General features: G+C 58.9%; 12 protein-coding genes and 1 pseudogene. 10 read left to right on the top strand and 3 right to left on the bottom strand.

Annotated elements, in window-relative coordinates; all coding sequences use genetic code 11:
* From M493_RS18995 to M493_RS13675, 3 genes and pseudogenes are all read left to right on the top strand, one after another.
* Window positions 1-129 carry a hypothetical protein gene (locus M493_RS18995; RefSeq protein ID WP_020960962.1) on the top strand — a complete coding sequence of 43 codons (129 nt, stop codon included), beginning with the start codon at window positions 1-3 and terminating at the stop codon, window positions 127-129.
* 97 nt (window positions 130-226) lie between these two features.
* Window positions 227-499: pseudogene (locus M493_RS13680) on the top strand (M4 family metallopeptidase); the annotation flags it as partial.
* 522 nt (window positions 500-1,021) lie between these two features.
* Window positions 1,022-1,201, top strand: coding sequence for a sporulation protein Cse60 (locus M493_RS13675; protein WP_008880941.1), 180 nt, complete (start codon window positions 1,022-1,024; stop codon window positions 1,199-1,201).
* Between the two features lie 154 nt (window positions 1,202-1,355).
* Here the strand turns inward: M493_RS13675 and M493_RS13670 are convergent, their stop codons facing one another.
* Window positions 1,356-2,666 carry an NAD(P)/FAD-dependent oxidoreductase gene (locus tag M493_RS13670; RefSeq protein ID WP_020960959.1) on the bottom strand — a complete coding sequence of 437 codons (1,311 nt, stop codon included), beginning with the start codon at window positions 2,664-2,666 and terminating at the stop codon, window positions 1,356-1,358.
* Window positions 2,667-2,780: 114 nt separating this feature from the next.
* Between M493_RS13670 and M493_RS13665 the strand changes: the two genes are divergently transcribed.
* Window positions 2,781-4,409: a putative polysaccharide biosynthesis protein gene (locus M493_RS13665; protein ID WP_020960958.1), complete on the top strand. Its 1,629-nt coding sequence runs from the start codon at window positions 2,781-2,783 to the stop codon at window positions 4,407-4,409.
* Between the two features lie 140 nt (window positions 4,410-4,549).
* On the opposite strand, the gene M493_RS13660 is transcribed toward M493_RS13665, so the two are convergent.
* On the bottom strand, window positions 4,550-4,762 hold the full coding sequence (locus M493_RS13660) for a hypothetical protein (RefSeq protein WP_020960957.1): 213 nt from the start codon (window positions 4,760-4,762) through the stop codon (window positions 4,550-4,552).
* 103 nt (window positions 4,763-4,865) lie between these two features.
* Here M493_RS13660 and M493_RS13655 point away from each other — a divergent pair, with 103 nt between their 5' ends.
* The gene (locus M493_RS13655) at window positions 4,866-5,612 is read left to right on the top strand and encodes a pseudouridine synthase (protein ID WP_020960956.1); all 747 of its coding nucleotides are present in this window, start codon (window positions 4,866-4,868) and stop codon (window positions 5,610-5,612) included.
* 97 nt (window positions 5,613-5,709) lie between these two features.
* Here M493_RS13655 and M493_RS13650 read toward each other — a convergent pair whose 3' ends face one another.
* Complete coding sequence (locus M493_RS13650) at window positions 5,710-5,931, bottom strand: DeoR family transcriptional regulator (protein ID WP_023817707.1); 222 nt, start codon at window positions 5,929-5,931, stop codon at window positions 5,710-5,712.
* A 254-nt stretch (window positions 5,932-6,185) separates the two neighbouring features.
* Between M493_RS13650 and pepV the strand changes: the two genes are divergently transcribed.
* The 5 genes from pepV to pulA all read left to right on the top strand — a co-directional run bounded on the left by pepV (window position 6,186) and on the right by pulA (window position 12,660).
* Window positions 6,186-7,592 carry a dipeptidase PepV gene (gene pepV / locus M493_RS13645; protein WP_020960954.1) on the top strand — a complete coding sequence of 469 codons (1,407 nt, stop codon included), beginning with the start codon at window positions 6,186-6,188 and terminating at the stop codon, window positions 7,590-7,592.
* 66 nt (window positions 7,593-7,658) lie between these two features.
* Window positions 7,659-8,852 carry a maltose permease gene (gene malA, locus M493_RS13640; RefSeq protein ID WP_020960953.1) on the top strand — a complete coding sequence of 398 codons (1,194 nt, stop codon included), beginning with the start codon at window positions 7,659-7,661 and terminating at the stop codon, window positions 8,850-8,852.
* On the top strand, window positions 8,849-9,427 hold the full coding sequence (gene thpR, locus M493_RS13635; RefSeq protein WP_020960952.1) for an RNA 2',3'-cyclic phosphodiesterase: 579 nt from the start codon (window positions 8,849-8,851) through the stop codon (window positions 9,425-9,427). The genes malA and thpR overlap by 4 nt, the downstream gene beginning before the upstream one ends.
* 4 nt (window positions 9,428-9,431) lie before the next feature.
* Window positions 9,432-10,364, top strand: coding sequence for an NERD domain-containing protein (locus M493_RS13630; RefSeq protein ID WP_020960951.1), 933 nt, complete (start codon window positions 9,432-9,434; stop codon window positions 10,362-10,364).
* Between the two features lie 106 nt (window positions 10,365-10,470).
* A complete protein-coding gene (gene pulA / locus M493_RS13625; protein WP_020960950.1) occupies window positions 10,471-12,660 on the top strand; it encodes a type I pullulanase in 2,190 nt (729 codons plus the stop codon).
* The last annotated feature ends 162 nt before the right edge of the window (window positions 12,661-12,822 follow it).

The raw sequence follows: 12,822 nt of genomic DNA, 5'->3' as shown, positions 1-12,822 counted from the left end.
GTGAAAAAGCGGATTGTCCTCGTTGTCGTGCTCGCCGTCCTTGGTCTTGCTTCCGCCTTCGCCGGCGGAACCGGCGTGAAAGAAGCGGCGAAAGACGAACATCCGCCGCCGACCGTGATCGCCCGGTAACGGGGCGTGCGGCAGGCCGCGAAACTAGAGCAAAACCATGAACAGAGGCGCCCTAAAGGGCCCTTTTTTTTATGGGCGCAGAAAGCCCCTTCCCCGAAACGGCGGCGTCCATACGAACAGCGGCATTGTCAACAAGGCGGCGTATTTGCTCAGCCAAGGCGGCACCCACTACGGGGTGAGCGTCACCGGCATCGGCCGCGACAAAATGGGGAACATTTTCTATCGCGCGCTCGCCTACTACTTGACGCCGACCGCGAACTTCAGCCAGCTGCGCGCCGCCTGCGTCCAGGCCGCCGCTGATTTGTACGGCTCAACAAGTCAGGAAGTGAACGCGGTGAAACAGGCGTTCAATGCCGTAGGAGTCTACTAAACTGAATGCAGCGGAACCGCAGCATTCGTTCCAATGCGGCGGGATTGCATCAGCCCCGCCGCTGAAAGCTGCGGTATTCTTTAGGCGGGAAGCGTCAAACGTTCTATGAACCCCCCGCACAGGCTATCCCCTTGAGTATCGCAAGTCAAGGAAGCTGCTTGAGCATGATTCGGCCGGTCAATAAGGCAGGCGTCTCGAAGAGTTTTGGGAGTTTTGCGTAACGGGCCAAAAGGCTCGTCTTGCCGTCCATCGCAGCAACCATGACCGGTCAGAACCGTAGATTGCGTTCGGTCTAAAGGTCTGGCGATTAAACGGAAAATCAATGCGAAATACGTTGTCCGCAAATTGAAAAACCTGCTGACATCCGCCTCCTCTTTTTGCGACCCATGGCATCGGCAGGGGAGGGTGTATTCCGCCATCCGTCCAAGGGGCGCCGCTTTGCCGGGTCAGCCCCTTTTTTGCCGCGCCGGGCAGGACTTTCCTTCTTCGTGTGGAAAAGGAAAAAGAAAACGGGGGATCGCCATGTATAAAGTCAAAGTGTTCGACAAGGAACATGAAAAAGATTTGGAGGCGGCGGTCAACGATTTTTTAGCCCGCCTGAAAGACGGGCAATTGATCGATGTCAAATACAGCGTCGCCGCCATGGAGTCGGAAGGCGAGCAAATTTACTGTTTTTCCGCCATGGTCATTTACCGGACGTGACCGGTTGCCCAGCGCAAGGGGCCGGACTGTTCGGGCGTCTGCCTCCCCGCCTGGCCCGATGCGGCCGCTGCCTGTCGTGAAGACGGGCGCGTCGGCATGCCGAGGGGCGGCCGGGGGCATGGGAAAGCGGCCGCGTCCGGTTTAGCGCGGGTTGTCAATCCACGGCGGCCCGCGCCGGCGGTCCGCTTTCTCCGCTTTTGGCCGCGAGCGCATGACGGGCGGCGTTCATGCCGGCAAGGCGCCCGGTCACCAGGGCGGCGGTGATGTTGTAGCCGCCGGTGTAGCCGTGAATGTCCAAAATTTCGCCGCAAAAGTAAAGGCCGGGCATGCATTTGGACGCCATCGTTTTCGGTTCGATTTCTTTCACCGATACCCCGCCGCCGGTGACGAATGCTTTCTCAAGCGGAAGCGTGCCGTGGACATGGAAGGTGAACCGCTTGCACAGACGGACGAACGCCCGCAAAGCGTCATGGCTCACCGCGCCGGCCGCCGCCTGCGGGCTGATGCCGGCTTGCTCAAGCAAAAAGGAGGCGTACCGTTCCGGCAGCACCGTTTTGGCGATCGTTTTCACCGCTTTTTTCGGCCCTTCTTTGCACTGGGCGGCCAGCCGTTGAAACAGCTCTTCCTGCGTCACATCCGGCAGCGCGTCAATGCTCATGTTGACCGCGCCATCCGCCGCTTTTTTCAGCGCTTTGACGACAAACTGGCTGCAGCGGAGGGCGGCCGGCCCGGAAATGCCGAAGTGGGTAAACAGCATGTCCATCCGGTGGGTGATGACCGGCTTGCCGTTCGGCTTCAGGACGCTCAAGGCGACATCACGGAGCGACAACCCTTGCAGCGCCCGCTTTTGGATGAACGGCTCGTGCGAGACGATCGGCACTTCGGTCGGAAACAGTTCGGTCACCGTGTGGCCCGCTTTTTCCGCCCACGGATAGCCGTCGCCTGTTGAGCCGGTTTGCGGCACCGATTTGCCGCCGGCGGCGACGACGACCGCCCGGGCGCGGATCGTTTCGCCGTTTTTCAACACGACGCCCGCCGTCCGCCCGTTTTCGTACAACACGTCAGCGGCCGGCGCCTCAAGCCGGACGTCGACGCCAAGCCGCGACAGTTCGCGGACAAGCGCCGCCACGACCGATTGGGCGCTGTCGCTTTTCGGGAACATGCGGCCGTGGTCTTCTTCTTTGAGCGGCACGCCGAGCCGCTCAAAAAAGCGGATGATGTCTTCATTGTTGAAAACGGAAAAGGCGCTGTACAAAAAGCGGCCGTTGCCGGGGATGTGGCGGACGATTTCGTCAATCGGCAGCCGGTTCGTGACGTTGCAGCGCCCGCCGCCGGAGATGGCGAGCTTGCGGCCGAGCTTTGTCCCTTTTTCTAAAAGCAGCACGTTCGCCTTTTGTTCGCCGGCGGCGATCGCCGCCATCAATCCGGACGGCCCGCCGCCGATGATGATGACGTCGTACTCCATCTCGATTCCATCCTTTCGTTGTCCGCAAGCAGACAATGTTTTTCGTTCCGTTGCCAACTATGATAAAATAGGAATGTTGCCATTTTCAACGTCCACGGTTAGGGAAGGGATCGTATGTCAACATCGAAACTGCTGCGCGGCACATTTATTTTAACCGCTGGCGTGATGATTTCCCGCCTGCTCGGCCTGTTTTACGTCATTCCGTTTTACCATCTTGTCGGCGAGCGCGGCGGGGCGCTGTACGGATACGGCTATGTGCCGTACCAAATTTTTTTAAGTTTGGCGACCGCCGGGCTGCCGGTGGCGGTGTCGAAATTCGTATCGAAATACAATGCGCTCGAGGAGTACCGCGTCGGCTACAAGCTGTTTCGCTCCGGCCTTGTGCTCATGCTCGCCAGCGGCCTCCTCTCATGGCTCATTTTGTACGGGCTGGCGCCCGTTTTGGCGCCGCACGTCGTCGATGAGGAAACGAACGTCAACTCGGTCGAGGATGTGGTCACCGTCATCCGCGCCGTCAGTTTTGCGCTCATTGTCGTGCCGGTGATGAGCTTGATCCGCGGCTTTTTCCAAGGGCACGAATCGATGGGGCCGACGGCGTTGTCGCAAGTCATCGAGCAAATTGTGCGCATCGTCTTTTTGCTTGGGGCTTGCTATGTCATTTTGCGCGTTTGGGACGGCTCGATCGTCGCGGCGGTGAGCGCGGCGACGTTTGCCGCCTTTGTCGGCGCGGCGGGCGGGCTTGTCGTGCTGCTTGTGTATTGGTGGAAACGGCGCCGGCATTTGCGTTCGCTTCTTGAACAAGACCGCGGCCAAGTGAGCGTAACGCTCCCGGCGATGTATAAGGAGCTGCTTTTGTCTTCGATTCCGTTCGTCTTTGTCGGCCTGTCGATGTCGCTGTATCAGCTCATCGACCAGTTTACGTTCAACCACGCGATGGCCGCGGCCGGGCGCGGCAGCATCTCGGAACATGCGTACTCGGTGTTCAATATGTGGGCGCAAAAGCTCGTCATCATTCCGGTGACGCTGGCGACCTCGTTCAGCTTGGCGCTCATCCCGACGATCACGAAAGCGCACGTTGAACAAAACCGGAAGGCGATGCGGCAATATTTGAACCAGACGTTTCAAGTGCTCATGTTTTTAACGCTCCCGGCGGTGGTCGGCATGGCGGTGCTCGCCGGTCCGATGTACAGTTCGTTTTACAGCTATGACCCGCTCGGCGAGCAAGTTTTGCGTTGGTATGCCCCGGCGGCGATTTTGTACGCATTGTTTTCCGTGACGGCCGCGATCATGCAAGGGATCAATCAGCAGCGGTTTACGGTGATCAGCTTGGCGGCCGGCCTGCTTGTCAAACTGTCGCTCAACACGTTGTTCATTACGCAATGGGCCACAATCGGCGCCATCGTCGCGACGATGGCCGGGTATTTCGTCTCGGTGGCGTTCAACTTATGGATCATTCAACGGCACACCCGTTACCGCTATCGCTTTGTCATCCGCCGGACGGCGTTTATGGCCATATTGACGGCCGTCATGTCGGCGGCTGTGATGGCGGTTGCGGCGTTGGTCGGGCGGTGGATCGATTACCGCGATGGCACGGCGGAGTCGGTGTTCGTCGCCGCGACGGGCGTGGCGGCCGGCGCGGCGGTGTACTTGTTTCTCAGCATTCGCTCCGGCCTGTTTGCGGCCCTATTCGGCGACCGGTTTGCCTTTTGGCGGCGCCGGAAAGAGAGCAAAGCGGTGTCGTAGCGGCCGGGCGGGACGAAAAAAACGGCCGCGTCCCCGGTGGCGGCCGTTCTGCTGCCGGGGTTTATGGCCGTCCGTCCGGGCGCAAGCGGCGGCAAAAAAAAGAAGGCGGTTTGGCCACCGCCTTCTTTCGTTCATGGCGCTCACCCGAGGCCGAGCCGGCGCTCAATGCGGTCGAGGCGGCTGTCCACCCGGTCAAGCCGGCGGTCAAGCCGTTCCACCGCCCGCTCGAGCCGTTCGATGCGCCGCGCCCAGGTGGCGAACTGCCCGCCGGGGAACCCGGGCCAAAACTGGCCGCCCGGCGGCTGTTGGCGGTAATCGTCAAACGTCGGGACATAATAGTAATACTCGTTCATCGGCCAATCCCCTTTCTGCATGTTTCCCTCATAGTGTATGGTGAGGAGGCAAAAGCGGACTAGATAAACGCCCAAATAGAGGAATATTTTAGGAGGGAGCTTCGTGGAACTGCGCATTGACAAGCTGCTCGCCCATATGGGATACGGGACGAGAAAAGAAGTGAAAAAATTGCTCAAATCCGGCGCGGTCAAAGTGGACGGCGCTGCCGTCCATGACGCGAAAACGAAAGTGCGGCCCAACGAGCAGGCAGTAACTGTCTGGGGGGAGCCGGTTGCGTACAGGCCGTTTATTTACCTCATGATGAACAAGCCTCCAGGCGTCATCTCGGCGACCGAAGATGCCATGGAGGAGACGGTCGTCGATTTGCTTGAGGAGGAAGACCGGCTGTTTGCCCCGTTTCCGGTCGGGCGGCTTGACAAAGATACGGAAGGACTGTTATTGCTGACCAATGACGGACAGCTCGCCCATCAATTGTTATCGCCCAAAAAACATGTGCCGAAAACGTATTTTGCGGTCATTGACGGGGAAGTGACGGAAGCGGATGCGGCGTCGTTCCGGCGCGGCGTCATGCTCGATGACGGCTATGAAACGAAGCCGGCTGAGCTCGTGATCTTGAAATCCGGGCCGCGCTCGGACGTTGAATTGACGATCACCGAAGGGAAATTCCATCAAGTGAAGCGAATGTTTCAGGCGGTCGGCAAGCGGGTCGTGTATTTGAAACGGGTGAAGATGGGGCCGCTTGCCCTTGATCCAGACCTAGCGGTCGGTGAGTATCGGGAACTGACGGATGAAGAGGTGGAGAAGCTAAAGCAATACCGGGCGGGCGAAGACGAAAAAAAAGGAACCTGAGGCGGTTCCTTTTTTATGGAAATGTAAATGGATATCCGTTTGGTAGGAAAAACCGTTTCGCATCCATCTCTCATCCGTTTTGCCCTGTTGGCACCGGTTAAGAAGAGATACGCACTTTTTTGTTTGTGGTCGTCCATTTGCCCTTGCTCGGGCTGCGAACGAGATCATTGTAGAGAAGCACGTTTAAGTCACGCTGGATCGTTCTTGGGGTGGTGCCGAACTCATCAACAAGTTCTTGGGTCGTAACCGTTCCTTTTTCACTAATGTACATATACACGGATTTGATGCGGGTAAGCATCCGGTGTGTTGAAGGTTTCAAAAGACCACTCCCTATCTTAGCATCATTCGCATGGCACAACCGACAGCTTGCAGATGAGAGATGTCTTTATCTGTTTACTACCATTGTACACGAAACGAATGGGAAAATGCTACCCGTTTGCCCTTATTCGCGAAAAATTTAAACTTTTTGTAGCGAAAACGAAACAAAGTTGTGACGAACGAAACATTTTGACTTCTTTTGTTTGATGTGATACGTTGGCAACAAAGAGTGATCAAACAGAAAGGAAGAATGATGTGAACATCAATTGGCTCGAGGAGGCGCGGAAACGGAAAGACGAGTTGATCCGCGATGTGCAAGCGCTTGTCCGCATTCCGAGCGTCCGCGACGATGACGGGGCGAAACCGGGGGTGCCGTTTGGCCCGAAGGTGGCGGAGGCGCTCGAGTATATGCTGCGTCGCGGCCGGGAAGAAGGGTTTCAAGTGAAACATGTTGACGGGTTTGCCGGGCACATTGAAATGGGCGCAGGGGAGAAGCTCATCGGTGTGCTCGGCCATGTTGACGTCGTGCCGGCCGGGGACGGGTGGACGGTCGGGCCGTTCGCCGCCGAGGTGCGCGATGGCCGCCTTTACGGGCGCGGGGCGATCGATGACAAAGGACCGACCGTCGCGGCGTTTTATGCGATGAAGATCGTGAAAGAACTCGGGCTGCCGCTTAGCAAGCGGGTGCGGCTCATCATCGGCGGCGACGAAGAAAGCGATTGGCGCTGCGTCGACCATTATTTTCAACATGAGGAAATGCCGGATGTCGGATTTGTCCCGGATGCCGATTTTCCGATTATTTATGCGGAAAAGGGAATCATCGACACCGATTTGCTGTACCGTCCGGCTGGGCCACAAGGGGCGGGGGCGCTCACCCTTGTCTCGTTTCAAGCCGGCCGCCGCTACAATATGGTGCCTGATGCGGCCGAAGCCGTCGTCGAAGGGGCCGGGCCGGAGGAATGGTCGAGCCGTTATAAGCGGTTTTGTCGGGAACACGGATTAAGCGGGCACATTCGCCATAGCGGCGAAGCGGTGACGCTTACGCTCGAAGGAGTGTCCGCCCATGGCGCCGAACCGGAGCGCGGCCAAAACGCCGGCGTGTATTTGGCGGACTTTTTGGCGTCTTGGCCGCTCGATGGCCAAAGCTTGCCGTTTGTCCGGTTTGTGGCGTCCGCCTTTTCCGGCGACACCTGCGGCCGGAAGCTCGGCCTGGCGTACCGGGATGCGCAAAGCGGTGAGTTGACGGTGAATGTCGGCGTATTGTCGTACGACCGCGGGCATGGCGGAACGATCGGGTTGAACATCCGCTATCCGGTGACAGCCGACGGCGGCGCGATCCGCCGGACGCTCGCCGAGACGGCCGCCCGGCACGGCTTTTCCCTCGGCCGTTTTGCCGACACGAAGCCGCATTACGTCGATCCCGGCCATGAGCTGATCCGCACGCTCCAGCGCGTGTATGAACAACAAACCGGCGAGCCGGCCCGGCTGTTGGCGATCGGCGGCGGCACGTACGCCCGCGCCCTGACAGCCGGCGTGGCGTTTGGGGCGTTGTTTCCGGGCCGGCCGGATGTCGCCCATCAAAAAGATGAATATATCGAAATCGATGATTTGGTGAAGGCAACCGCCATTTACGCCCAGGCGATGTATGAGCTGGCGAACTAAACGGCTGCCCGCCGGCCGGAACACGGCCGCAGGGCGGGCGTTTTTTCGATGAAAGGGGAGAACAGGATGGAAGCGGCGTTAAAACGGGGGGCGGCGCGAAAAACGGTGTTTCCGCTCTTTTATTTTCTCATCTTTTTTGCTTTTGGCGCCCTTTTTCCGCTTTTGTCCGTCTATTTGCAGGAAGAGGCGCGCCTCCCGGGGGCGGCGATCGGCTGGATTATGTCGATTCCCCCCATTGTGACGATGGCCGCCCAGCCGCTTTGGGGCATGGCGACCGACTATACGCGCAAACCGGTTGGGATGTTACTGATCGCGCTCGTCTTGGCGGCGTTGTTCGGGCTTGTATATTCGTTCGTTGGCAGCTATGAAGCGTTTGTCGTGTTGACGGTGCTGCTTGCGACGGTTCAGAGCGCCATCGTTCCACTCTCGGACAGCCTTGCCCTTCGCCATGTGTACGAGCAAGGCGGAAACTACGGAGCGATTCGGCTGTGGGGATCGCTCGGCTTTGCGGTGGCGGTGTTTGTTGTCGGGTGGCTGTCCGAACAGACCGGGTTTGCGGCGATTTTTTATGCGTTTTCGCTGACGCTGCTGGCCGCGGCCGCATTGACCGCCCACCTGCCGCGCTACCGGATGGCGGCGCCGACGGGGCGGCTGACGCGGCGTGACATCGGCGGGCTGCTTTCGATCCGCCCGTTCCGGCTGCTGCTTGTGGCAACGTTTTTATTGTTCGGTCCGATTTTGGCCAACAACTCGTATTTCGGACTGTTGATTCATGAACTTGGCGGCACGCTGACCGGCATCGGCTTCGCGTTTTTGCTTGCGGCCGGAAGCGAGGCGCCGTTTATGAAAGCGGCGGACCGGCTCATCCGCCGCTTCGGCATGGCGCGCCTGCTCATCCTGGCCGCGCTTCTGTCGGCGGCCCGCTGGCTGTCATATGCCGTTGATCCGCCGCTTTGGTTTGTGTATATGACAACGATTGTGCAAGGATGTTCCGTCGGGTTGTCGATTCCGACCGCGCTCCAGTATGCGCGCCGCCTGGCGCCGGAGCGGGTGGAGGTGACGGCGGTCGCTCTTTACTCGGCGGTCGGCAACGGCCTTGGCGCTTGGTTTTGCACACTGTTGGGCGGGTATTTGCTTGAGCGTTGGCACATTGGCGCGGTTTATTCGTTTTTTGGCGCTTGCACGCTCGCCGGCGTATTCGTGCTGCTTTGGCTTGCCAAACTAGACCGAGACGATCAATCGGCAGGTGAAAGAGGATGAAACGAAACCATTATTTTATTGCCGTTCCGCTGACAGCGGAGGCCAAACACGCCATTGCCCGTTTTGCGGCGGATGCAGCGCCATCGCTTCCGTTCCGTACATGGGTGCATGAGCAAGACTACCATATTACCCTTGTGTTTTTGGGGGATGTGCCGCCGGAGAAAATGGGCCCGCTATGGGAAGCGGTGTCGGCGGCCGCTTCTCGCTATGCGCCGTTTTCCCTTGCGCTTGCGGGGCTCGGGACGTTCGGGGAACGCACAGCGCCGCGCATTTTTTGGCAAGGGGTGAAGGCCGAGAAAACGCTCGACGCGCTGCGCCGCGATGTGTACGAGGCGTGCCTGCGGCTCGGCTTTTCCCTTGACCGGCGGCCGTTTGCCCCGCACATTACGATCGCCCGCAAATGGCGGGGCGCCGCGCCGTTGCAGCCGGAGGCGCTCCGCTCGCTCCCGGCCGCTTCGGCGGTGTTTTCGGTGCCGGAAATTGTGCTGTACCGGACGAATATGGAGCAGACACCGAAATACGAAGCGATCGCCTCGTTCCCGCTGCTTGGCGCCCGAGCCGGCCAGAGCGGGTGAAGGCATGGGGCAGCTTTTAAAGCTGCGGGATTACATTTCCCGCTATGAAACGGACGTGTATCATTATGTGCCGGAATTTATCCGGCTGAAACAATGGCAGTGGGAGCAGGCGAAAGCGCGTTGGGAAGCGGAGCGGGACGCCGCCGGCGCGCAGCGGGAACCGGAAGAAACATGGGATTTTTTGCTTGACAAGCCGTCATGGTGGGAGCGGCTCACAAAGCGGTGGCGCCGCGGTCCGGCGCCGGCGGACGAGGAGGAGCCGGCGGCGGGGCCGACCGTCCGGGCGGCAACGGTCGAGGAGCTGAAACGGCAGTTTCTCGATGAACTGTTTCAGCTGCAGCTGAAATGGGCGAGTTCGACGGTGACGTACGCTTCTTTGCTCGATGACGCGCTGTATGGCGATGAGACGTTGAAATATTTTTTGCAGCGGTTTCCGGATACGTATTTATGCTTTTACCAACCGGTCGCGGTAGCCGGTAAGGCGCTCGTCGAGCTCGAGACGGTCATACTGACGCCGACGGCCGCCTGGTGCATCGCCTTTGTCGAGGGGAAGCGGAACAATGTGGTGATCGCGTCCGCGGGCCGATTTTGGACGGAGCGGGCCGGAACGGAAGAAACAAAGCGGGTGAACCCGGTCGTGTCGCTGCGGCGGACAGAGCAAGTCCTTTCTGACGTTTTCCAAAAACAGGGGATCGACTGGCCGATCCATCTCGTGCTGTTAAACCGCTACGGCTACATTGACCACGGCCACCTGTTTCCTTTTGTTCATTATATTGATAAACGAAATTATGAACAATGGTTTTCCCGCCTGCGCCGCTCGGCCCTCCCGCTTCGGCACGGGCAGCTGAAGGCGGCGCAGGCGCTGCTCGGCCATTGCGCCAGTTTTTACGGCCGCCGCCTTGATGGGAATAGCGGCGGCGAAGAACGGCAACAATAGAAGCATCTGTGCATCGATGGGGCGAACCGGCCGATTTTTTGGCACCGCCCTTTTTCTTTTGCGTATGATAGTAATAACGGGAGGCCAAAAAGGGGGGTGAGCCAACATGCTTCACATTAGCCGAACGTTTGTCGCCTATTTGGACGAGATGGATCAACTTACAGTGCTTGTGCCGAAGTCACGCGGCGTTGACGGGATGGCGCCATTTACGATGGTGGCGCCAGGCGGAGAGGAGATTCCGCTTTCCGTGCGGCGGACCGAGGATTTGGGGGAGACGGTAAAATACGTATGCTGGTTTGCATCCGCGTTCGAATTTGGGGCGACGTATTGGGTTCGCGCCTGTTCAGGGGAGATGACCGATGTGCAAATCGGGGCTGTCGTGCGGACGGCGGCGTTTGATGATCAGTTTTTTTACGAAGGGAAGCTGGGGGCCGACTATGCGAAGGAACAAACGATATTCCGCGTCTGGGCGCCGACGGCTACCGCGGTTAACGTCAAGTTGATCCCCCCGGATGGCGGCGCTGCCCGCTATGTGCCGCTTGAGCGCGGGGAGCGCGGCGTCTGGTCGGCCGCCGTCCCCGGCGACTGGGAACGGGCGCATTACGCGTATGTGGCCTGCATTAACCGCGTATGGCGCGAAGCGGTCGATCCGTATGCGACTGCGGTTTCCGTCAACGGTGAGTATGGCGTTGTCATCGACTGGGAAAAGACGAAACTCGCGCCGTCCTCCCGTCCGCTGCCGCCGCTTTCGTCGCCGGTTGACGCCGTGATTTACGAGTTAAGCATCCGCGATTTTACGAGCCACCCCGACAGCGGCGTCACCCATAAGGGGAAGTATCTCGGGTTGGCGGAGGAGAACACAAGCGGGCCGAATGGGACGCCGACCGGGCTTTCGTATTTAAAAGAGCTGGGTGTCACTCATGTGCAGCTTATGCCGTTTACCGACTTCGCCGGAATCGATGAACGCGATCCGTCAGCGGCGTATAACTGGGGATACAATCCACTTCATCTATATGCACCGGAAGGAAGTTATGCAACCGATCCGGCTGATCCTTACGCGCGCATTCTTGAATTAAAACAGATGATCCGGACGCTGCACGAAAACGGCTTGCGCGTAGTGATGGACGCAGTGTACAACCACGTCTACGACCGGGAGCAGTCATCGCTTGAGAAGCTCGTTCCCGGCTATTATTTCCGCTACGATGCGTACGGCCGGCCGGCGAACGGCACCGGCGTCGGCAATGACGTCGCTTCAGAGCGGCGGATGGCGCGCCGTTGGATCGTCGATTCGGTCACGTTTTGGGCGAAAGAGTACGGCTTGGACGGATTTCGTTTCGATTTGATGGGGGTGCATGACATTGAGACGATGAAGGCGGTGCGTGACGCCCTTGATGCGATCGACCCGTCGATTCTCGTGTATGGGGAAGGGTGGGACTTGCCAACGCCGCTCGCACCGGAGCAAAAGGCGACGATGGCCAACGCCAAGCAGCTGCCGCGCCTCGCTTATTTCAATGACCGGTTTCGCGATACGATCAAAGGAAGCACGTTCCATTTGCCTGAACGCGGCTTTGCCCTTGGCGACCCGGGCGGGCGCGAACAGGCGAAAACGGCCATTGCCGGCAGTTTGCGGGCGCTAGGCGGGCTGTTTTGTCATCCGCTTCAATCGGTGAACTACGTCGAATGTCATGACAATCATACGTTCTGGGATAAAATGGCGGTCGCGAATGGCCATGAATCGGAAACGGTAAGGCGCAAACGGCAAAAGCTTGCCACGGCGATCGTTCTGTTGGCGCAAGGCATTCCGTTTTTGCATAGCGGCCAAGAGTTTTACCGGACAAAAGGCGGAGACGGCAACAGCTATCAGGCGCCCGATGCGGTCAACCGGCTCGATTGGGAGCAAAAAAGCCGCCATGAAGACGATGTCCGCTACATCCAAGGGCTGATTGCGCTCCGCCAAGCGCACGGTGCGTTTCGCCTCGCCACGGAAGCGGAGGTGTTGCGCCATTTGATGTTTTTTGAACCGACCCCGCCGTCGGTGATCGCGTATCGGCTGCGCGATGTCGCCGTCTACGGGCCATGGACGGAAATCGTCGTCATTCACCATCATGAAGAGAAACGCGAAACGATCGCGCTTCCGGGTGAAGGGGAATGGGACGTCGTCTGCGACGGAGAGCAAAGTGGGACGATTCCGCTTCGGCGGGTGCGCCATTCTCTTGACCTTGACGGTATCGGCACATGGGTGCTGGTCAGACGAGAAGCGATGGGGAATGAGGGCGGCGCAGGGACGGAACCATAACGGCAACGCCTCTTCCCTTTTTGCTTTGCCGCGCAGACTTTGGCAGTTTTATGCAGTTGGCCTGGCAAGAAAAATGTTTGCATGCCGGGGCGGTATTTCAGTATAATACAAGTAAAACGGACGGAAGAAGGACGCGGCACGGCCGTCCTTTTTATTTGTGCG

The organism is Geobacillus genomosp. 3 (genome assembly GCF_000445995.2).
GTDB lineage: Bacteria > Bacillota > Bacilli > Bacillales > Anoxybacillaceae > Geobacillus.
Note: the sequence above shows the minus strand (reverse complement) of the source record. Positions and strands in the feature narration are given on the sequence as shown.

What these genes read in the sequence shown, in the direction of transcription:
- M493_RS13675 (WP_008880941.1), top strand. Translation starts at nt 1,022, where the DNA reads ATGTATAAAGTCAAAGTGTTCGACAAGGAACATGAAAAAGATTTGGAG.
- M493_RS13670 (WP_020960959.1), bottom strand. Translation starts at nt 2,666, where the DNA reads ATGGAGTACGACGTCATCATCATCGGCGGCGGGCCGTCCGGATTGATG.
- M493_RS13665 (WP_020960958.1), top strand. Translation starts at nt 2,781, where the DNA reads ATGTCAACATCGAAACTGCTGCGCGGCACATTTATTTTAACCGCTGGC.
- malA (WP_020960953.1), top strand. Translation starts at nt 7,659, where the DNA reads ATGGAAGCGGCGTTAAAACGGGGGGCGGCGCGAAAAACGGTGTTTCCG.
- pulA (WP_020960950.1), top strand. Translation starts at nt 10,471, where the DNA reads ATGCTTCACATTAGCCGAACGTTTGTCGCCTATTTGGACGAGATGGAT.
- thpR (WP_020960952.1), top strand. Translation starts at nt 8,849, where the DNA reads ATGAAACGAAACCATTATTTTATTGCCGTTCCGCTGACAGCGGAGGCC.
- M493_RS13660 (WP_020960957.1), bottom strand. Translation starts at nt 4,762, where the DNA reads ATGAACGAGTATTACTATTATGTCCCGACGTTTGACGATTACCGCCAA.
- M493_RS13630 (WP_020960951.1), top strand. Translation starts at nt 9,432, where the DNA reads ATGGGGCAGCTTTTAAAGCTGCGGGATTACATTTCCCGCTATGAAACG.